The organism is Pseudoalteromonas sp. MMG005, assembly GCF_018101015.1.
GTDB classification, from domain to species: domain Bacteria; phylum Pseudomonadota; class Gammaproteobacteria; order Enterobacterales; family Alteromonadaceae; genus Pseudoalteromonas; species Pseudoalteromonas aurantia.
This window is the reverse complement of sequence record NZ_JAGJEK010000009.1, coordinates 63,816-84,598: the sequence shown is the minus strand read 5'-3', so window position 1 is coordinate 84,598 and position 20,783 is coordinate 63,816. Positions and strand designations below refer to the sequence as shown.

General features: G+C 40.2%; 19 protein-coding genes. 4 read left to right on the top strand and 15 right to left on the bottom strand.

All coding sequences use genetic code 11. From position 1 onward, the window contains the following. Positions 1 to 3: 3 nt before the first annotated feature. The 3 genes from sdhA to sdhC are packed head-to-tail and all read right to left on the bottom strand — an operon-like array spanning position 4 to position 2,492. A complete protein-coding gene (sdhA, locus tag J8M01_RS08745; protein WP_192507247.1) occupies positions 4 to 1,776 on the bottom strand; it encodes a succinate dehydrogenase flavoprotein subunit in 1,773 nt (590 codons plus the stop codon). Then, positions 1,777 to 2,124: a succinate dehydrogenase, hydrophobic membrane anchor protein gene (sdhD, locus tag J8M01_RS08740; RefSeq protein WP_192507246.1), complete on the bottom strand. Its 348-nt coding sequence runs from the start codon at positions 2,122 to 2,124 to the stop codon at positions 1,777 to 1,779. It abuts the gene before it with no gap. Then, a complete protein-coding gene (gene sdhC, locus J8M01_RS08735; protein ID WP_192508535.1) occupies positions 2,115 to 2,492 on the bottom strand; it encodes a succinate dehydrogenase, cytochrome b556 subunit in 378 nt (125 codons plus the stop codon). Before sdhC ends, sdhD begins: the two co-directional genes overlap by 10 nt. 411 nt (positions 2,493 to 2,903) lie before the next feature. Here sdhC and J8M01_RS08730 point away from each other — a divergent pair, with 411 nt between their 5' ends. The 3 genes from J8M01_RS08730 to J8M01_RS08720 all read left to right on the top strand — a co-directional run bounded on the left by J8M01_RS08730 (position 2,904) and on the right by J8M01_RS08720 (position 5,918). Further along, positions 2,904 to 4,190, top strand: a complete 1,287-nt coding sequence (locus tag J8M01_RS08730; RefSeq protein ID WP_211057734.1) for a citrate synthase — start codon at positions 2,904 to 2,906, stop codon at positions 4,188 to 4,190. 102 nt (positions 4,191 to 4,292) lie between these two features. Next, a complete protein-coding gene (locus J8M01_RS08725) occupies positions 4,293 to 5,510 on the top strand; it encodes a cysteine desulfurase (protein ID WP_211057733.1) in 1,218 nt (405 codons plus the stop codon). Between the two features lie 3 nt (positions 5,511 to 5,513). Continuing rightward, a complete protein-coding gene (locus J8M01_RS08720) occupies positions 5,514 to 5,918 on the top strand; it encodes a SufE family protein (protein ID WP_211057732.1) in 405 nt (134 codons plus the stop codon). Between the two features lie 21 nt (positions 5,919 to 5,939). Here the strand turns inward: J8M01_RS08720 and tcdA are convergent, their stop codons facing one another. From tcdA to J8M01_RS08685, 7 genes are all read right to left on the bottom strand, one after another. Next, a complete protein-coding gene (tcdA, locus tag J8M01_RS08715) occupies positions 5,940 to 6,740 on the bottom strand; it encodes a tRNA cyclic N6-threonylcarbamoyladenosine(37) synthase TcdA (RefSeq protein WP_211057731.1) in 801 nt (266 codons plus the stop codon). A gap of 1 nt (position 6,741) precedes the next feature. After that, positions 6,742 to 7,407, bottom strand: a complete 666-nt coding sequence (locus J8M01_RS08710; protein WP_211057730.1) for a TIGR01621 family pseudouridine synthase — start codon at positions 7,405 to 7,407, stop codon at positions 6,742 to 6,744. Then, positions 7,400 to 8,155 carry a 3-deoxy-manno-octulosonate cytidylyltransferase gene (kdsB, locus tag J8M01_RS08705; protein ID WP_192507240.1) on the bottom strand — a complete coding sequence of 252 codons (756 nt, stop codon included), beginning with the start codon at positions 8,153 to 8,155 and terminating at the stop codon, positions 7,400 to 7,402. The genes J8M01_RS08710 and kdsB overlap by 8 nt, the downstream gene beginning before the upstream one ends. After that, complete coding sequence (locus tag J8M01_RS08700) at positions 8,143 to 8,340, bottom strand: Trm112 family protein (RefSeq protein WP_192507239.1); 198 nt, start codon at positions 8,338 to 8,340, stop codon at positions 8,143 to 8,145. The genes kdsB and J8M01_RS08700 overlap by 13 nt, the downstream gene beginning before the upstream one ends. Continuing rightward, positions 8,330 to 9,310 carry a tetraacyldisaccharide 4'-kinase gene (gene lpxK / locus J8M01_RS08695; RefSeq protein WP_211057729.1) on the bottom strand — a complete coding sequence of 327 codons (981 nt, stop codon included), beginning with the start codon at positions 9,308 to 9,310 and terminating at the stop codon, positions 8,330 to 8,332. The genes J8M01_RS08700 and lpxK overlap by 11 nt, the downstream gene beginning before the upstream one ends. A gap of 3 nt (positions 9,311 to 9,313) precedes the next feature. Next, positions 9,314 to 11,050: a lipid A export permease/ATP-binding protein MsbA gene (gene msbA, locus J8M01_RS08690; RefSeq protein WP_192507237.1), complete on the bottom strand. Its 1,737-nt coding sequence runs from the start codon at positions 11,048 to 11,050 to the stop codon at positions 9,314 to 9,316. 114 nt (positions 11,051 to 11,164) lie between these two features. Further along, positions 11,165 to 13,390, bottom strand: coding sequence for a DNA internalization-related competence protein ComEC/Rec2 (locus tag J8M01_RS08685; RefSeq protein WP_211057728.1), 2,226 nt, complete (start codon positions 13,388 to 13,390; stop codon positions 11,165 to 11,167). Positions 13,391 to 13,453: 63 nt separating this feature from the next. Here J8M01_RS08685 and J8M01_RS08680 point away from each other — a divergent pair, with 63 nt between their 5' ends. After that, positions 13,454 to 13,960, top strand: a complete 507-nt coding sequence (locus J8M01_RS08680) for a DUF2062 domain-containing protein (protein ID WP_192507235.1) — start codon at positions 13,454 to 13,456, stop codon at positions 13,958 to 13,960. Positions 13,961 to 14,040: 80 nt separating this feature from the next. Here J8M01_RS08680 and J8M01_RS08675 read toward each other — a convergent pair whose 3' ends face one another. The 5 genes from J8M01_RS08675 to J8M01_RS08655 form a co-directional block, all read right to left on the bottom strand. Further along, positions 14,041 to 15,798, bottom strand: coding sequence for a DUF3466 family protein (locus tag J8M01_RS08675; protein ID WP_211057727.1), 1,758 nt, complete (start codon positions 15,796 to 15,798; stop codon positions 14,041 to 14,043). 11 nt (positions 15,799 to 15,809) lie between these two features. After that, positions 15,810 to 17,735 carry an ABC transporter ATP-binding protein gene (locus J8M01_RS08670; protein WP_211057726.1) on the bottom strand — a complete coding sequence of 642 codons (1,926 nt, stop codon included), beginning with the start codon at positions 17,733 to 17,735 and terminating at the stop codon, positions 15,810 to 15,812. A gap of 1 nt (position 17,736) precedes the next feature. Beyond that, positions 17,737 to 17,967: a glutaredoxin family protein gene (locus J8M01_RS08665; protein WP_210997426.1), complete on the bottom strand. Its 231-nt coding sequence runs from the start codon at positions 17,965 to 17,967 to the stop codon at positions 17,737 to 17,739. After that, the gene (gene rlmKL / locus J8M01_RS08660) at positions 17,960 to 20,071 is read right to left on the bottom strand and encodes a bifunctional 23S rRNA (guanine(2069)-N(7))-methyltransferase RlmK/23S rRNA (guanine(2445)-N(2))-methyltransferase RlmL (RefSeq protein ID WP_211047690.1); all 2,112 of its coding nucleotides are present in this window, start codon (positions 20,069 to 20,071) and stop codon (positions 17,960 to 17,962) included. The genes J8M01_RS08665 and rlmKL overlap by 8 nt, the downstream gene beginning before the upstream one ends. A gap of 68 nt (positions 20,072 to 20,139) precedes the next feature. After that, complete coding sequence (locus J8M01_RS08655; RefSeq protein WP_192508534.1) at positions 20,140 to 20,670, bottom strand: cell division protein ZapC domain-containing protein; 531 nt, start codon at positions 20,668 to 20,670, stop codon at positions 20,140 to 20,142. Between the last annotated feature and the right edge of the window lie 113 nt (positions 20,671 to 20,783).

Genomic DNA, 20,783 nt, shown 5'->3' with positions numbered 1-20,783 from the left:
CTCCTAGTAAGTACGTGCTTTAGGCGGGAATGCTTCACGAGTCTTAGGCGCGTAATTTACTTCACGCTTACTCATAACTTCCGTTTCTGGGTTAAATACAGTATGACACAACCAATTTTCATCATCACGATCTGGATAATCAAAACGAGAGTGCGCACCACGGCTTTCAGTACGGAAATTAGCGGCTACCGCTGTTGAATATGCAGTTTCCATCAGGTTATCTAATTCAAGACACTCAATTCTTTGCGTATTATATTCTGTAGATTTATCGTCTAAGCGAGCATGCTGTAAACGTTCACGGATCTCTTTCAGCTGTTGTAACCCTTCAGCCATCGAGTCACCTTCACGGAATACAGAGAAATTTAACTGCATACATTGCTGTAGGTCTTTCTTGATCTGTACCGGATCTTCACCTTGACCTTTGCTCGAATTTTCCCAGCGGTTATAACGCGCAAATGCTGCATCAATGTTATCGCTTGACGCTTGTTTAGTCACTTCAGCATTTGCTAAGTATTCACCTAAGAAGTTACCCGCAGCACGACCGAATACAACGAGGTCAAGCAATGAGTTACCACCTAGACGGTTAGCACCGTGTACAGATACACAAGCTATTTCACCAACCGCAAATAAACCTTCAACGAGCTTATTGTTCCCCTCAGCATCAACGCTCAATACCTGACCGTTGACGTTTGTCGGTACACCACCCATCATATAATGACAAGTTGGAATAACTGGAATTGGCTCTTTAGCTGGATCAACGTGTGCAAACGTTTTAGATAAGTCACAAACACCTGGTAAACGTTTATACAGCGTTTCTTCGCCTAAATGATCAAGTTTCAGCTTAATGTGCGGGCCTAGAGGACCGTCACAGCCACGACCTTCACGAATTTCTGTCATCATTGAACGCGCAACAACATCACGAGAGGCAAGGTCTTTCGCGTTTGGTGCATAACGTTCCATGAAACGTTCGCCATCTTTATTTAAAAGATAACCACCTTCACCACGACAACCTTCTGTAACAAGCGTTCCAGCACCCGCGATACCCGTTGGGTGGAATTGCCACATTTCCATATCTTGCATCGGAATACCGGCTCGAGTTGCCATACCAACACCATCACCGGTGTTAATGTGTGCGTTAGTCGTTGATGCAAAAATACGTCCTGCACCACCGGTTGCAAGTACGACGGCCTTTGATTTGAAGAAAGTGATTTCACCCGTTTCAATCTCAATTGCAGTACAACCTACAACATCACCGTTATCGTTTTTAACAATATCTAACGCATACCACTCAGAGAAAACATTGGTTTTATTTTTTACGTTTTGCTGATAAAGCAAGTGTAATAGTGCATGACCAGTACGGTCAGCAGCAGCCGCTGTACGTGCTGCTTGCTCACCACCAAAATTTTTCGATTGACCACCGAAAGGGCGCTGATATACACGGCCATTTTCAAAACGAGAAAACGGTAACCCCATATTCTCTAATTCAGTAATCGCTTCAGGACCTGTTTGACACATATATTCAATCGCGTCTTGGTCACCGATAAAGTCTGACCCTTTGACCGTATCGTACATGTGCCATTCCCAGTTATCTTCATGCGAGTTTCCTAGCGCAACTGTGATACCACCTTGTGCTGAAACTGTATGAGAGCGTGTTGGGAAAACTTTCGAAATCAATGCACACGTTTTGCCTGATTCAGAAATTGCAAGCGCTGCACGCATACCAGCACCACCGGCACCAATTACAACAGCGTCAAATTCACGGACATGATATTTCACTTAAACACCCCACAAAACAAACAGGCCTATTGCTACATAAGCAAGTGCCATCAGGTTTAACACGAAGCCAAGTACCGAACGTAATGTCGAACACTTTACATAGTCTGTTAATACTTGCCATAAGCCAATAGTTGTATGAACCATAATGCATACAAGCGTGACCAATGTCGCAGCTTTAACAGCTAGGTTAGAAAACAAACCCTGCCATGCTTCAAATGTTAACTCAGGAGTTAGAAGTAAGTAGCCAACGATAAATACAGCATAAGCTGCAATTATTAACGCGGTTGTACGCAGTGAAACGTAATCTTGTACGCCATCACGCTTGAGAGTTGCTTGATTTAAGACCATATCCACACTCCTGCCAATATTGCTACAATCACAGAAAGTGCAATCGCGATATTAGCGCTGCTGTTACCTGACTCTAATTCTTCCCAATGACCCATGTCTTGGATCAAATGACGGATACCAACGATTAGGTGATATGCCAACACAGAAAGCGTGCCCCACGCGATGAATTTTGCAACGAAGCCGTTAAACAGCCCCTTTACTAATTCAAAACCTTCAGGAGAAGAAAGAGACTCAGACCATGCCCAAATGACGAAGGTTAAAGCGAAAAATAATGCAACACCCGTTACACGGTGCAGAATTGATGCTTTAGCCGTTGCCGGCATCGATATAGTCGTAAGATCTAGATTTACAGGTCTTTGCTTTTTCACAGTTACTTGCCCATCTTGCCCACAAAGGAGCTCATCTACTTTGTTTTTATAAAATCCACTTGCACGACATGCACAAATGGCACACTCTAGGTATACCTGCTTTTTCAACGAACCGATCTTAATTCATTCTGTTTGTTGTAAAAAAAGGTTTACCCACAGACGATACGGTGTAAAACCTATCACAGTATATAAGGCCGTGCGCGCTTTTACAATTCTTGTTTAGATTGAGACGCTTGCGAATTAGCCAATGGTATAATATTTAATCTCTACAGAATATTTATTATACATCTTTGCATAATTCCAAGAAAAATTGACTTTATACCCTAGTTTTACGTTAAAATGATCTGAATTTGCTTAACATTAGTATCACAACATAACAATCAGAATTGTTATTCCATAGGAGATAAATAGATGGCAGATAAAAAAGCCACTGTCCATATTGATGGTCACGACCCAATCGAGCTACCAATTTATTCGGGTACCGCTGGTCAAGATGTAATTGATGTTCGTACTTTAGGTGCTCACGGCCACTTCACTTATGACCCAGGTTTTATGTCTACCGGTTCTTGTGAATCATCTATCACCTACATCGACGGTGGAAAAGGTGTACTGCTTCACCGCGGTTACCCAATTGAGCAGTTAGCTGAGCATTCAAATTACATTGAATTATGTTATTTATTGCTAAACGGTGAGTTACCAACAGCTGAGCAACATGCTGAATTTTCAGATGAAATCACACGTAACACCATGATGCACGAGAAAATCGCTGCATTCTTCCAAGGTTTTCGCGTTGACTCTCACCCAATGGCTATGCTTTGTGGTGTTGTTGGTGCATTATCATCGTTCTATCATGATGATTTAGATATCTCAGATGCAGACCAACGTCAGCGCAGTGCTATCAAATTAGTTGCTAAGTTGCCTACCATTGCAGCAATGGCGTACAAGTATAACGTTGGTCAACCATTCGTTTACCCACGCAACGATTTAAGCTATGCAGAAAACTTTTTGCATATGATGTTCTCTGTCCCAGCTGAGAATTACACGGTTAACCCTGTTGTAGCTAAAGCTATGGATCGTATTTTTATGCTGCACGCTGATCACGAACAAAATGCTTCAACGTCTACAGTACGTTTAGCTGGTTCATCAGGTGCTAATCCTTACGCATGTATTGCTGCTGGTATCGCCTCACTATGGGGACCTGCTCATGGTGGTGCAAATGAAGCTTGTCTTAACATGCTTGAAGAAATCGGTTCGCTCGACCGTATCGACGAGTATGTAGCGAAAGCAAAAGATAAGAGCGACCCATTCCGTTTAATGGGCTTTGGTCACCGCGTATACAAAAACTTCGACCCGCGTGCGACAGTAATGCGTCAGACATGTCATGAAGTTTTGAAAGAGTTAAACATTCAAGATCCACTACTCGACGTTGCTATGCGTTTAGAGCAAATCGCGCTTGAAGACCCATACTTCATCGAGAAAAAGCTATATCCGAATGTAGATTTTTACTCAGGTATCATCTTGAAAGCAATTGGTATTCCAACGAGTATGTTCACTGTTATCTTCGCAATGTCACGTACTGTTGGTTGGATCTCGCATTGGGATGAAATGCTATCTCAAGCAGGACACAAAATTGGTCGTCCGCGTCAGCTTTATACTGGCTACGCACAACGCGACTATGCGGACTCTGCAAAACGATAACGTAAAGTCTTAAAAAAAGGCCGCTATTAGCGGCCTTTTTTATTGCATCTTACACAGATCAAATTACAATCCCTTCGTTATATTTGCCGGAATAATATTGAAATGAACATAATTGCTGAGTTGCGCCATGACTTTCCTGTACTCTCTCAATCTATTGAAGGTCAGCCTTTAATCTACCTTGACTCTGGTGCGACCAGCCAAAAGCCTCAGAGTGTGATCGATGAGATAAACGATTTTTATAGTAAAAACAACTCAAACGTACATAGAGGTTTACACTCACTCAGTGAAAATGCAACATCGAAATACGAATATGTGCGGACACAACTGGCTAAATTTTTATCAGTTAATTCCAAAGAAGTGGTTTGGACCAGTGGTGCAACTGAAAGCCTTAACATTATCGCCTCTGGTGTAACATGTGATCTCAATTCACAGGATATTATTCTAATTAGTGCATTAGAGCACCATGCTAATATTGTTCCATGGCAACAAGCAGCGCAAGAAAGCGGTGCAAAAATAGCTATCATGCCCATAAATAAACAAGGGATTTTGGATGTACCAGCTGCAATCGCTATGATTGAAGACTTAAAACCCAAAGTTATGGCATGCACACATGCATCTAATACGCTTGGTAATATTAATCCCATCGCCAAGCTAATTGATGCAGCGAAGCAAGTTAATGCCATAACCGTGATTGACGGCGCACAAGCTTTTCTTCATTTAAGGCCTAATCTGTCACAGTTAGATTGCGATTTCTATGTTGGCTCTGCCCACAAAGCATTAGGTCCTACAGGGCTTGGATTCTTATATGGGAAATTTGACAAGCTCAACGCACTAAGCGTTTTCAAAACAGGCGGCGAAATGATTGACAAGGTAACATACGAATCGTCAAGTTACCGAGAGGCCCCAGCTAAATTTGAACCAGGGACACCAAACATATCAGGTGTATTAGGGTTTGGAGCAGCCATCAATTATTTAAATAAGCTTGACCCTATCGTACTTCATCAATATGAACAAACCTTATATTCGTACTGTCTTAATCAATTACAAGCAATCGATGGCATCATTATTTATGGCGACACGCAAAATAATATAGGTACAATTAGCTTTAATTATCGCGACGAGCACCATTATGACATTGCAATGTTACTCAATAGCTATGGCATTGCTTTGCGAAGCGGCCACCATTGTACGCAACCACTTATTGCTGAACTAGGTATTCAGGGTACATTAAGAGTAAGCCTCGCCTTTTATAATTCACACAATGACATAGATACATTTATTACTGCTCTAAAAAGCAGTATTAAATTAATTGCAGGATAAGATTTGAACTATCAAGAAATACAAAACCAATTAAAAAAGACCCAAAGTTGGCAACAATGTTATCGAGAAATAATGCTATTTGGCAAACAACTGCCCGTTATACCCGACTGCTTAAAGAATGATGATGCCCTTATACAAGGGTGTGAGAGCAAAGTCTGGTTGCATATTGACTTAGATGAAAGCCGGGGAACAATTCTATTAATTGGTGACTCTGACACCCGTATCGTCAAAGGGCTATTCGCGATTATTTCAAGTATGTATAACGACATAACCCTTACCGAAGCTAAAAATATTGATGCTTACGCTGAGTTTGAGTCTCTCGGACTAATAAAGCACCTGAGCCCGTCACGCGGTAATGGCATTCAAGCCATTATTAAGGCCATACAAGAAAAGCTTTCTCAGTGGTAAATCACCGAGAAAGTTTCATACTCATTGGTTTTCAGCTTTGAGTTTTTTTTGTAAATACTTTTTAACTGCTCGTGAAGCCGCGAAAAAACCAAAGGTGCCTGTCACCATGGTGGCAGAGCCAAACCCAGTTGCGCAGTCCATGTTTTTTGCTCCCTCAGCTTGCTGCTTAGCTAGGCAAACTTCACCACTGGCTGTTGGATAAACAAGTTGCTCAGTTGAATAAACACAATCAACAGCAAATTTACGCTTTGGATTTGAGGAAAAATTATAGTTCTTACGCAATAAATAACGTACTTTCGCAAGTAAAGGGTCTTGTGTTGTTTTCGCAACATCGCCAAATAAAATTTGACTAGGATCTGTCTGTCCACCAGCACCACCGGTGGCAATGACTGGGATTTTTCGACGTTTGCAATGCGCAATTAGCGCGGCCTTTTCTTTAACCGCATCAATACAGTCAATGACATAGTCATAATTAATGATATATTCTGCAATGTTATCGACGGTGATAAAGTCATCGATCAAATTCACTGTACAATACGGGTTTATTTCTAATAAACGCGCTTTCATTGCTTCAATTTTTTGCTCACCTACACTACTTGATAACGCATGAATTTGACGATTGATATTTGTAACACAAATATCATCTAAGTCGATTAATGTTATATGGCCTACACCCGTTCGTACTAACGCTTCCGCCACCCAGCTGCCAACGCCACCAATACCAACTACACAAAAATGTGCTTGCTGCAACCACGTAAGCTGCTGTGTACCATAAAGGCGTGAAATACCGCCAAATCTCAATTCAGTTTGCTGCTCAGTCATGTTACCACTCTAACTGCCAAGGGTTTCGCCAATTAGCAAAATCCTCATGATTAATTAATTTTATAAATTCATCACCATCTTTTGGTGTTGCATAATAGCATTGCTGCTGTCCATCCCAAGAAAACCTTAATGCATAAGCATGCAAATATACCCGTGCTGCTGGCATTCCCCCGTACAATTCATCTCCCACTATTGCCGCGGATAAACTTTTCATAGCAACTCTTAGTTGGTGTGTTTTACCTGTAAAAGGCTTCAAAATTACACCACGTAATCCAGCAGCAATACTTTTTGAATAAAAGCGGGTAACGGCAGGGCTTTCTTGTGATTTGAGTAGCTTGTGTGCCCCCCGTCGGGATTTGACCATATCACCTTTGATCCACCCTTGCTTTTTATTGGGCTTTTTCGAAATTAACGCCAAATAAATTTTCTCTACCTCTCTTCCTACAAACTTCTGAGTAAAGAGGTTGGCTGACTTACTTGACTTGGCTAAGATTAATAGTCCCGAAGTGACTTTGTCTAAACGATGAACCGAAAACAATTTATAGCCAACTTGTTTCTCTAATTGAACAACAAACCCTGCCCCGTCTTCGCTATGAAAACTCACTCCTGCAGGTTTTAATGCGATAATATAATCAACTTCGTCTGCGATAACTTCAAATTCACGCATTTAACAACTCAACTACTCGCGCTAAATCCTCTGGTGTATCGACCCCCGCATGGACGGGCATTATCGCCTTGGCTATCTTAATTTGCTTACCATGATACAAAACTCTCAGTTGCTCAAGTGATTCTTGCACTTCTAGTGGCGACACTGGTAACTCTAAGTATTCTTGAATAAACCCTGCGCGGTAAGCGTAAATGCCAACATGGCGTTGAAAATTATGTAAAGGAATTGAGTTTTTATCTAGCGTTAACATGCTATTTCGTTGAAATGGAATTGAAGCGCGAGAAAAGTATAGAGCATTGTTATGTGCATCTTGTACTACTTTAACCGCATTGGGGTTTAGCACTTCTTCAACATTCTCTATATCAACACTAAGGGTCGCCATAGGGGCACTTGAGTTAGCCAACAACTGAGCAACTTGATCTATATTTTCAGGTTCTAGCAATGGCTCATCGCCTTGTACATTAACCACTATTGTTTCAGCACCTAAATTTAGCTTCTCTACCACTTCCGCGAGCCGCTCAGTGCCTGATTGATGGTCAATTCTGGTCATGAGTACATTTTTTGTAAAGCCCATTGCGACATCAAAGACAGCTTGATGATCAGTCGCAATATAAACAGCATTCGCTCCTGAGCGAGACGCTTGCTCAAAAACATGTTGAATCATCGGTTTTCCGCAGATATCCGCAAGCGGTTTACCCGGTAAACGACTCGACGCATAGCGTGCTGGAATAACAACTACGAATGCCACTGTTCAACCTCTTCTAAACTCAACTCTCTCGCCTCGTTTTCCAGTAGTACAGGAATATCATCTCTAATTGGATACGCCAATTTTGCCGCTGTACTAATAAGCTCACTTTGTTCTTTATCGTACTGCAGCTTACCTTTACACACAGGGCAAGCTAAGATTTCTAATAATTTTTTATCAAAGGCCATGATAGATCTCTTTTTTCTTTAAAATATCCAATAACCGCTCAATCAACATCTTGCTTGGTTGAGCGTCAACTCGTAAGTAGTACCAATTTTCTAACGCAAAGCTCTTACATTTTACCGCATCTTTTTCCGTCATAAAAACGGCTGTGTGACCAAATCTATCAAAATCACCGTTTTGATAAGCATGATGATCTCGAAAGTGTGCGGTCTCTATAATATCGATCCCTAACTCACTCAATGATTTCTCAAACCGAGCAGGGTTTCCTATTGCACTTACGGCGATGCCCATATCTGGATATGATTCACATTTTTCGCCACTTCCAACACGATATATACCGGTGCTTTCGAGTTGATAATTGCAAGGTGCGCCAATACCATTTGTAACAACTAGATCGACACTGCGAAGTCGACTCGGCAACTCCCTTAATGGTCCAGCCGGCAGGAGACACCCATTTCCAAACCCACGAGTACTGTCTACAATACAAAACTCAACAGCACGATTCATTTTATAATGTTGTAAACCGTCATCTGAAATAATCAAATCGACATTGTATTCACGCTTGATATACTCACAACTAGCCTGACGATCTGGGCCGATAACAACTGGACATTGCAAACGTGAATGAAGTAAAAAAGGTTCATCTCCGGCCTCTAATACCGAGCTACAGGTCGTCACTTCATAAGGGTAATGGGGTGCATTTGATCCATATCCTCGACTGATCACTGCGACTTTCAACCCAATATTTTGTAGGTAGTTAACTAGCCATAATGCAAATGGCGTTTTACCATTACCGCCGATACTAATATTACCTATAACCAATATGGGGACATGTGCATTAAAACGTTTAATAAACCCCAATGAAAAAAGTATCCGTCTTACTATCGCAGCACACCAAAATATAGCACTGAGCGGCAGTAGTAAGTAAGTTATGAAGGATTTTGGTCTATACCAATTATTTTCTATACTTTTCAATGTCTAATCACCATACTGCATTTTACATAAAGCAGCATAAGCCCCATGCTGTTCTAACAAGGTTGTATGTGTTCCTTGCTCAACTATTCTACCCTGCTCTAATACATATATTCGGTCTGATTTTTCTATTGTCGATAACCTATGTGCAATCACTATCGAAGTCTTGTCTTTCATCAAATTATCTAGCGCTTGCTGTATCAACCTTTCTGACTCCGTATCCAATGCGGAGGTTGCCTCGTCTAAGATCAGTATCGGCGCATCTTTTACAATCGCTCTTGCAATGGCCAAACGTTGCCGTTGTCCACCTGACAACATTACCCCATTTTCACCCACCATAGTATGTAAGCCATCAGGTAATCCCTCTATGAACTCCCAAGCATGTGCTTGTTTTGTAACTGCAATTAAAGCGTCATCTGATAACGGCGTTTCCAGCCCATACATAATATTATTCGCTATAGTATCGTTAAACAAAACCACTTGCTGTGAAACAACCGCAAATTGCCGTCTCAAGTCCTGCAAAGAGTATTCCTGAATATTGACGCCATCGAGCTCGATGCTACCATGTTGAATATCATAAAATCTTGGTAGTAAATTTGATAATGTCGACTTACCAGATCCAGAGCGGCCAACCAGCGCGATGCTCTCGCCTGCATTAACCTTTAAATCAAGTGATTGAATTACTGGGTTTTCTTTAGTCGGATAGCAAAATGTAACCGATTTAACACTTATTAACCCTTTCGCTGTCACTAACGGCGTGGTGCCTTGGTCCCCTTCTTTCTCTGTATCTAATATTGCAAATATACTTTGCGCAGCCGAAATACCTCTTTGCAGATCACTATTTACATTTGCTAACTGCTTTAATGGTCGCAACATCATCATCATTGATGTCAATAGCGCTACAAACGCACCTGAAGTAATCGTATTTATCATAGAAGGCATGGCTATAATTGCCAATATTAACGCCATCGCACTGGCCGCTAAAATTTGAATCACGGATACACTTAATGCCCGAGTCGCATCCATTTTGACCCGTTGCTGCCTATTCTTATTATTGACTGTTGCAAACTTGTCGATTTCTCTTTGTTGACCACCAAAGTTATGAATTACTTTATGCCCTGCAAGCATTTGTTCAGAACCACGGGTCACTTCCCCCATCGCATCTTGAATATTTTTCGAAATCTTACGAAACCGTTTTGATACCACTGAAACGATCAGCGCGACAATAGGAATAATAATTAAAAATACCGAGGACAACTGCCAACTCGCACCAAACATAACAAATAATAAAAAAACAACAAACGCACCTTCACGCACTATGACTTGTAATGCTCGGGTAATGGCTTGCTGAACTTGTTCTGTATCAAAAGTAATTTTAGAGATCATTTCACCATTCGAATGTTTGTCATGAAATGAGACGGGTAAAAATAACATGTGCTCAAACAGCTCTTGCCGTAATGCCCTAACAACTTGGGATCCAACATATGTCAGACAATATGATGCCATATAATTGAAGACACCACGTCCTATCACTAATACAATAACCACAATAGGGGCCCACGACAAAACATCGACGTTTCTGTCGTTTAACCCATCATCAATAAACGGTTGCATTAAGCGGACAAACAGCGCATCCATCGCTGCGTAACCTAACATACCAATGACGGCACATATCGCAACGCCCCGGTAATCTAATGTATAAGCTAGTAAACGTTTGTATATCTGCTTCGCGCTCATTTGCATGTACTTTCTCTTCCACTAACCCATTCTAAAAAACAGTGTATTGTACTTGCCATACCTATAAAACAAAATGGGCTACTTTAAATTAATCAAACGAAAACCAAATAACTCCCCCCTTTATTGGGGTAAAAACCAATACTTCATTACTTCTCTCGCCTTTTCAGTGATTAGTCCATCAGGTGTTACTTTTATCCTAATATGGCCATCTAATGCCGTATCTAATTGTAACGTGCCCAATCGGGTGAATCGCTCTCGAACATCTGTATGAGGAAGTCCCCATTGTGATGCATAATTGCGCGAATATATCGCGATGTCGGCATTTACAGCTTGTAAAAAAGCCATTGTTGACGATGTTTTACTGCCATGATGTGGGACCAATAATATATCATTCTTTAATTGTTCAGCTGAGAGTACATTTACCAACTGCCGTTCTGCATGAGCTTCTATATCCCCCGTTAATAAAGCTGAGTAATTGCCTCCACTGACTTTCACAACACAAGAATTGTTGTTTTTAGAGGCTCGCCCAGCTCGAGGCCACAGTGTTTCAATAGTGACTTCACCCATCTTGACTGTTCGCAAATTACAATCACTATTTGGTATGCCATTATGAAACGATTTAAAGGAGTGTATTCCATCAAATGCAAGCAATTCCTTAACTCCACCAACATGGTCTTTATCTTGATGACTTAAAATTGTGTGTGTTAATACGATATGATTATCCTCTATGTAGGGTTGTACAACATGCTCAAATAGGGAATATCGGTTAAAATATTTAGCTCCAAGGTCATACAATAGAGCTTCACGGTTACTTGATATAAGCACTGCGGTTCCGTGCCCTACATCCAAAACATCCAATTGCCATAATACCTCTTCACTCGACAGCCTATGCACCGCATAAATCACGGCAGGAAGCCAAACCAGTTTTCTAAAAGGCGCTAACACTATAAATAGTAAAGAGAGATATATAAACATGGTTATTGATAAAGATGAAGAGCCCGTATGCAACCAGCCGTGACCAGCACTGATCATTGAGGCTCCTTGCAATAGGAAATGAAAGCAACCGTCTAGACTCGTGAGTACAAGACCCACTCCCCATGATGCATGGCCTATTGCAAAGCTCAATATGAGCGCCAATATCATAAATGGAAAAACAACTATGCTTAACACTGGAATAGCCAGTAAATTTATAAATAATCCAGCTAAGCTAACTCCTTTAAAGAAATAAATACTGAGTGGCGCCAAGAATACGAAAAGACAAATTTGTATCTTTATCAATAAAATAACCTTAAAAAGGAGGTTCATTTTGTAACTATGCTGTGTGTGCTCAGAACTCATTACAAAAAATATCACGGCAACAGCTATAAATGAAAAATATAGTCCCGGATTAAGTAATAAGAAAGGATCAAGAAGTAAAATAAGGCTCAGTGCGATGACCAGTATTCTCATGCTACTTATCTTTTTACATGCAATGTAGGCTGTAATCGCAAGTAATAACATGCTATACGCTCTTAGCGCCGATACACTAAAACCGCTCAGATAAACATATATAAATGCAATTACTCCCGAGAGACACATATAAAATGTCGTTAAATTGTACTTTTGAAAGCGAGGGTTGGCATACAATAGCAAATAAGCTGATACAACCGCTTTAACAAACCAATATGAAATCCCAAATATAATACCGATATGTAACCCAGAAATGGCCATAATATGGCTCAATCCAAGCCTACGCATCATGACACGGGTATCATGACTTATCTGGCTTGTATCTCCCGTCATTAAAGTATAATAGAGCCAGCCTAACTTTAAACCTCCAAACACTTGCCATGAAAATTGTCTGTATGGTTCATAATATGCGTCATTTTGTTGGGCCGCGATGGTAGCCTCTAGAACACGTCCTTTATATGCAATTTGATTTCTAAATGCATAAAGCTCACTATCAAAACCGGAAAAATTTTTTCGCCCTCTAAATGGACGAATTTTGGCCATACCCGTAATGATACTACCAGCCTTTATCTTTAATTCATTCTGAGAAATAGCCAAGTTCGCTTTGGGGTTCATCCAAGGTAAATAGGAATGTTCACCAACATCACTGAGGCTCACCTGAAAATAATCTGCTGGCTCTTCTCCAAATACCTTTACAACTTGACCACTGAAATAAATTTCATCGTCAAATTGTTGGTTTTCTATACTAAATGAATAAAACAAATGATATTGAGTAATAACGACAAAAATAGCGAAAATAAAACCTAACAATACAGGTCGAAACGGCTTAAAATAGGGGAACAAAATAGTGAGGAAGAAAAGACTGCTATAGAACTGCCACGTTTTGAATAGAAACACGGTAATGATACAGCCGAATAGAAATCCCCAACATATAAAAATTGAAGTAAACGGTTGCATGCTATGGCTAAAAAAACGATTCAACGCTTTTTACCTGATCACAATAAAATAAAACAGCAAAAGTCTTTAAAAATTTTTGGCCGATGGTTGCATGATGCCAACCTGTGGCACCTAAACCGCCGTTCTGCGCGTGGCGCTTTTTCAGTTGGTTTGTTCTTTGCTTTCATCCCAGTTCCTTTTCAGATGATATTAGCTGCCGCATTTGCGATTCCGTTTCGCGTAAATTTACCTTTATCAGTGGCTTTGGTGTGGTTAACAAACCCACTAACTATGCCACCTATTTTTTACTGTTCTTATTTAGTTGGTGTGCTTGCTTTAGGCCAAGAAACACAACCTTTTCATTTCGAAGCCAGTTGGGAGTGGCTCGTTCAAAGTATTACCACAATCGGTCCTGCGTTTATGATTGGCTCACTCATTTGTGCATCGTTCGCCGCTATTATTGGGTACTTTGGGGTTGATTACTTATGGCGACGTTCGGTAAATAAAGCATGGCATGCGCGCAATAAATAATACTTCCTCTATATTATAGATAATAAAAAAGCCCTTAAGGGCTTTTTTATTATCACGACAAAATGCAACAACTTAGGTGCTTAAGCAATCTTTAATTTTCGACGTCTTAACCAAACCAAAGGCAACGTAAGAAATGCAAACACAGAAAAGCTGCCTGATTGACGTTCATACGTTTCAACTTCTGGCGCAGCACACTGCTCTACTTCGCCATTCGTTGGTGTTAACAGTACAGGTAAAGTCGCTGATTCATACTCAATCTCACCTTTGCTGTTTTTCTCTACTGCACCAAGTCTGTCTCTACGCTCTACCGTTTTTACCGCGATAGCGTAAATTTTATTCGATTCAGTAATTTTTACGGCTTCTGCAATTGTATAAGGGAATGCCTGACCACTGGCATCTTTACAAGGTAGCAAAGAATTAATATTAACGATGTTTTCATCTCCTAGCTTATAGATGAAACCTTCTCTACGTTGGTTGTTACCGTTCTTCTCAATTTCACCTTGCCCAACAACATATCCTGCATCATTAATATCATTAATGACCATTTCAGAACCATTAAAGTAGGTGGGAATATCTGTGAATTTGTCAGCATTAATATCGTAATAAAACCCCACGGCTTTTTGTATAGTGCTCCGGCTTACTTCTGCTCGGTGACCCACAACAACATTATTGTTATTAATATCGACGGCTTTACCTGTTTTGTACCATGCATCACGCTCTCCAATTTCACTAAATTGACCATCTTTAAAGTACCCAGGTACAACACGTGCATTAATATCATTGTCAAATCGAGTTATTGAATACCCAGCCGCGATATCTGAGTTATTTATGGCCATTGCAGCACTATAAATAGTATTATCTTCATTGTCTTTTCTGACAGCTCCGACACCTAATTCTTTTGCACTTACCACAGCAAAATTATCATCTAAGGTCCATTGATATGCGCGTAGGTCATAAAACGTTGGTAGTCCATCTAAGTTAGCCACTCGGCGCTCTTCCAACCACACACATGCTTGTAATGGTCTATCTTCACCTTTACAACGATCATCATAACCTTCTTGGCGCTGTGTCGTAATACCAACACTGGCATAACCAACTACAACATAGCCACCTGTTTCTAAACGCTCAATGTCAGTTGCAATACTGGCGCCACCATGTTCGGTAAATGCGGGTTCAAGAGTAAATTTTTCACCCGCTGTATTAATTACAATACCCCGATAACTCCAATCTCTTACAAAGAAAGTCTTAGCTTCATTTTCGTCTTTAGGTGTAAATTCTGTTTTTGAAAAAGGTGCTGAACCCCAGCCAACCATCACCCCATCATCACTGATTGCTGCCAAGTTATTTCCCACAGAGCGAGTCAATGAATTGAGCTCTGAGCTCTGTACATCAAATAAGACTTTTTCATCCGCAAATGTGGGACTAACTGTCAATGCAATGCGATCTGTCAACTTTTGATATTCAGCTGAATTACTTTGACGACTCAAAAAACCTAACATGAAGTTGTTAGCATCTGCATTTGTCGACGCCGCACCGTTTTTTACATCTTCAAGCGTAAATGTAATCGTTTCATCAATCAGTTCATATCTACTTTTTTCTTGATCATATGCTGTTTTTATCGCTGTATCATCTTTATCAAAGTCGATATAGCTAACATCTATCGGCAAATTAAAAAGACGAGTCGCAGCCCCAATGATCTGACCATTTTCATTCGCATCCGAGACAATTGAATGAACTGCACCTTCGTGTCTTGGTAACTCTGTAAGTTGATATGTGGCGGCCAAAGCCTGGCCACTCAAGCCAGCAAAAATACTCGCTGCAATTAAAGTATGCTTCATTTTATTCCTTACTACTGATTCTGTAACGCTTCTAATTCTTCCCAACGCTCAAATGAGGTTTCAAGCTTCGACTCAAGGTCCGCCAAATGGTTCAACGCTGCTTGAGTAGTCTCTGCATCTTGTTTAAAGAAGTCTGCCGCATTCACGATTTCTTGTTGAGCCTCTAATGCAAGCTCTAGTGCCTCTACTTTACTTGGCAGTTCTTCTAATTCAAGTTTTAATTTGTAACTTAACTTAGTACTTTTGTTATTGGCCTGAGTAACTTGTTTCGGAGTTTGTTTATCCGATTTCTGTGTTTTTTGCTTGTCTACCTTTTCAAGCGCTTTAGCTTGAGCCACTCTATGAGCAACATACTGTTCATAGTCAGTATACCCACCCACAATCTCCGTGACCAAGCCTTCTCCTTCAAAAGCCCAAACGCTATTACATGTATTATCAATAAATTCTCTATCGTGACTTACGATCAAGATAGTTCCTTGATATTGATTAATTATTTCTTCTAATAGTTCAAGGGTTTCAATATCTAAGTCATTGGTTGGCTCATCCAACACCAAGATGTTTGAAGGTTTTAAGAAAAGCTTTGCTAGAAGTAACCTATTTTTCTCACCTCCTGACAAAGCTTTAACAGGGGTTCTCGCTCTGGCTGGTGGAAACAAAAAGTCCTGTAAATAACCTAATACGTGGCGACTGCGACCACCCATCATAACTTCTTGCTTTCCTTCTGCCACATTATCTTGAACTGTGGCATTTTCATCTAACTTTTCTCGGTATTGGTCAAAATACGCAACTTCTAAGTTAACTCCTTGTTTGATCTTACCCGCATCTGCATCCAGATTACCAAAAAGCAGTTTGAGAAGTGTGGTTTTGCCTACTCCATTTGGACCAACAAGCCCAACTCTATCGCCCCTCATTACTAGGGTAGAGAAATCTTTTGTGATCACTTTGTCTTTAAACGCATGGTTAACATGTTGCGCTTCAAATACTAATTTACCTGAGCGATCGGCGGTTTCAATATTAAAGTCTGTTCTCCCAACCTGCTCTACACGTTGCTTTCGTTCATTGCGTAAAGACTTCAGCGCTCTCACTCGGCCTTCATTACGCGTTCTTCGTGCTTTAATACCTTGCCTGATCCACGCTTCTTCTTCTGCTAATTTCTTATCAAAAAGTGCATTTTGCGTTTCTTCAACTTTTAAGTCATGTGCTTTTTGTTCAAGATACGTCGCATAATCTCCTGGGTATGAGATCAACTGTCCACGATCTAAATCTAAAATTCGCGTAGCAACGGCGCGAATGAATGCTCTATCATGTGAAATAAAGACTATACCGCCTTTAAACTCCTTTAAGAACTGCTCTAGCCAAATAACGCTGTTCATATCTAAATGGTTCGTTGGCTCATCTAAAAGCAGTAAATCAGGTTCACTTACTAGTGCTTTTGCTAACGCGACTTTACGCAGCCAACCTCCTGATAACTTCTCCAAGCGCATATCTGCCGTTAATTCTAACTGGCTTAATACTGTTTGAATTCGACTTTCAAATCGCCATGCATCGGCGGCTTCTATTTGAGTCGATAATCGTTCAAGTTTATTTAACTGTGCCTGTGATTGGTCAGTTTGTAGCGCCTCATTAACATGATTAAATTCAATTAATAAATTGGCTATATCAGGTAACCCACTTGCGACGTAATCAAATACAGCACCTTCAACCCCCTTAGGAGGGTCTTGTTCTAGTCTCGATATTTTAAGCTCGCCAACGCGATTAATCTCTCCGTCATCAAGTAATACTTCACCATCAAGTACCTTTAACAGTGTCGATTTGCCAGCCCCATTACGGCCGACAATACATACTCTTTCGCCTGCCTCGATAATTGCATCTGCGTTATCAAGCAAAGGGTGAGTTCCAAACGCAAGCTGCGCTTTAGCTATTCTAATTAGATCCATATTATTCTACGAGTTGTTGAATTTGTGTTAGTTCAAATGGCCACGTTAATTGTTGGTGGTCACTTTTACGCTCTAATACTGGAATGGTCGTTTGAAAGCGCTGCATTAGCTCTTCGCTACCAGTGATATCAACGTGCTTAATATCGCTGGCGTGAATCGCGTGCAACGCAAGTTCGTAAGCCTGTTCGCAAAGGTGACACCCATCCGTATGATATAAAACATATTTAGCCATGTGTTATTAACCAGCTATTATGTATTTGCTTATTTCTCTTAAAATCAGGAGAGAGTGTTTTATCAGAAATATTTTCTGCTTTAAGTCCTAATCCAATAAGCGCAACTTCATCTATTTTAAAGCCACGCTTATTATTTGAGAAAAATAAGGTACCATTAGGGCTCAAAATCCTCTTTATCCAAGTCAATAATTGAATATGATCACGTTGTACATCAAATGCTTCTTTCATACGTTTTGAGTTAGAAAACGTTGGCGGATCTAAGAAGATAAGATCATATTGACCTTGAGCATGCTCTAGCCATTTTAAACAATCAGCTTGTTCAAACCTGAAGCGAGTATTTTTCAACTCATTAAGCGCAAAGTTTTCTTCTGCCCATTTTAAATACGTTTTTGACATATCAACAGTTGTGACCGCTTTAGCACCACCCAAAGCAGCATGAACCGACACAGAGCCGGTATATGCAAATAAGTTAAGCACACGTTTACTATTAGCGTTTTCTTGAATATAACGACGTGCTAAGCGATGATCTAAAAATAATCCAGTATCAAGGTAATCAAACAAGTTTACTTTAAATTTTGCACCAAACTCCTCAATGGTTTCAAAGCGATTTTGCTTATCCATTGAAGTATATTGAGATTCACCTTTTTGTCTTTTTCTTACTTTTACTGCAATATTTTCAGGATCGATTTCTAGCTGCTGCGCAGTCAATGTAATAACATCTTGCAAACGCTTCTGTGCGACATCATCTTCGATTTCTTTTGGTGCCGCATATTCAAAAATAACAGCACAGTCGTTGTATATGTCTACCGCTACATTATATTCTGGAATATCAGCATCATACACTCGGTAAGCATTGATCTGCTCTTTCTTGACCCAAGATTTTAATGCGTGTTTATTCTTTTTCAATCGATTTGCAAACGCACTTGAGCCTTCATAATTCAAGCCTGTTGCACGTTCGTTTTGATTCACTTGACGTTCGTTTAATTCATATAAATTAAACTCAGCATCTAATGGACCATTCTTAAATTTATAACGTTTTTCTCGCGACAATTTCAATAGTTTAAACAAACTATCGTCTGTTCCTAATAAAGCCAGCTTCCAGTTAGGAAAGTACTTTTTAAATGCCACACCCATATTACGATGTAAACTTACCAGCTCTGCCATAGACCCAATACGTTCACCATAAGGTAAATTACTAATAACAACTCCAGGACGTTTTGCAATACTTTTAAGCTGGTTTGCGTCACCTTGCTTAAATTTTATCGTGCTTCCTACCCCAGCCCTTTCAGCATTTTGCTCCGCAACCTCAGCTAACTTTCGATCTATATCAGAGCCAATAAGCCATAAATTGTTATCTTGTTGCTGTTCTTTGAGCTCAGCTTTTACCATATCAAATTTTGCTTTTCGAAAGCTTGGCAAACGCTTAAACGCAAATTCCCGCTCTGTATTTGTTGGTGCGTTATTTGCCATGCCAGCCGCTTCAATAAGCAAAGTACCTGAACCGCAACAAGGATCAAACAATGGCTGAGTAATATCGTCTAACCAACCGCTACGCTTTACAAGTGCTGCTGCTAAATGCTCTCGGATAGGTGCTTTACCCTGTTTAGTTCTGTAACCTCGATCTGATAATCTAGGTCCTGAGTAATCAATATACAACGCACATTTATCGCGGTTCAACTTTGCTATTATACGAATGTTTGGTTCTGATTTATCAACATTAGGACGCTGCTCATACAAGTCATTAAAATAATCTACGACGCCATCTTTTATCACTAAGCCTGAAAACTGAGTATTTTTGAGCTCAGTATTTGTTCCGTTGAATTCAATTGCAAACGTTTGAGTTGGGCCAAACCAATCTTGCCACGCTTGGAAGCGTGCGAATTTATAGAGCGCATCTTTATTGGTAATTTCTTCACTTTCATCAATTAAAAGCATGATACGCGTCGCAAAACGCGTCATCATACATATGCGTTGTGCTGTGCTGTTATCCGTTTCAAATCGGACCGAACCGACACTTTGTTTACCCAGTGTCACGCCTGCTTGTTCTAGTTCTTCAGCTAATAAGTGTTCTATGCCGATAGATGTAAGTGCGATAAATTGCAATGTGCTAACCCTATGTATTCAATTGAAGGCGAGTATACCATAGGTTCGGCTGAGGAGGTGTAGCGGGATTAAGCTGATTTGATAATTTTATCGGCAATAACCAGGGGATGAATACGATCATTGAGTACTTTGATTGCTTGAAACTGTTCAAGTGTTAAATGGTCATCAAGCTTAAAACTGTCAGTTAAATTAATGCAGAGTGACGACTCGGCACAATATTCAACAATAAAAAACTCACCGACTTGATTTTTTGAATGCAAACTAATGATGGCTTCTGTACAAGGCTCACCACCTACATATGTTTGAAAGAACCAACTTTTAGCCTGTACTGGTAATAAATAAAATTTTGCAGCGGTTGCATTCAGTGCAATTTGGCAACATTGCGCTTCACTCCACACAGCAAATTTGCATAGGTAGGCAAACACGTTTTGGTAATAGCCAGCTTCATTTAGGCTAAAGTTTGGGCTGTAAGTAATATCTTGAGTTAACTGTCGCTGTCTGAATGGGGTACATAAACTAAGATCTTCACCTAGGTCTACGAGCAAGCGATTTCGTTGGCTACATAACTGCCATTGCCATTCTTTAGATGCCTGCACAATACTACTCCCATCAACTATTTATAATTATTTAATAGTAGATGGGAGTATAACTAAAAAACCTAAACTGTAAAATTTTTTATAATAACAATTTATTTAGGATCATTTTGTTATAT

Bases quoted from the DNA above. Each gene is read 5' to 3' on its own strand.
- sdhD (WP_192507246.1), bottom strand. From the start codon at position 2,124: ATGGTCTTAAATCAAGCAACTCTCAAGCGTGATGGCGTACAAGATTAC.
- J8M01_RS08730 (WP_211057734.1), top strand. From the start codon at position 2,904: ATGGCAGATAAAAAAGCCACTGTCCATATTGATGGTCACGACCCAATC.
- J8M01_RS08725 (WP_211057733.1), top strand. From the start codon at position 4,293: ATGAACATAATTGCTGAGTTGCGCCATGACTTTCCTGTACTCTCTCAA.
- tcdA (WP_211057731.1), bottom strand. From the start codon at position 6,740: ATGACTGAGCAGCAAACTGAATTGAGATTTGGCGGTATTTCACGCCTT.
- J8M01_RS08710 (WP_211057730.1), bottom strand. From the start codon at position 7,407: ATGCGTGAATTTGAAGTTATCGCAGACGAAGTTGATTATATTATCGCA.
- J8M01_RS08700 (WP_192507239.1), bottom strand. From the start codon at position 8,340: ATGGCCTTTGATAAAAAATTATTAGAAATCTTAGCTTGCCCTGTGTGT.
- msbA (WP_192507237.1), bottom strand. From the start codon at position 11,050: ATGCAAATGAGCGCGAAGCAGATATACAAACGTTTACTAGCTTATACA.
- J8M01_RS08680 (WP_192507235.1), top strand. From the start codon at position 13,454: ATGGCTAAAAAAACGATTCAACGCTTTTTACCTGATCACAATAAAATA.
- J8M01_RS08675 (WP_211057727.1), bottom strand. From the start codon at position 15,798: ATGAAGCATACTTTAATTGCAGCGAGTATTTTTGCTGGCTTGAGTGGC.
- J8M01_RS08670 (WP_211057726.1), bottom strand. From the start codon at position 17,735: ATGGATCTAATTAGAATAGCTAAAGCGCAGCTTGCGTTTGGAACTCAC.
- J8M01_RS08665 (WP_210997426.1), bottom strand. From the start codon at position 17,967: ATGGCTAAATATGTTTTATATCATACGGATGGGTGTCACCTTTGCGAA.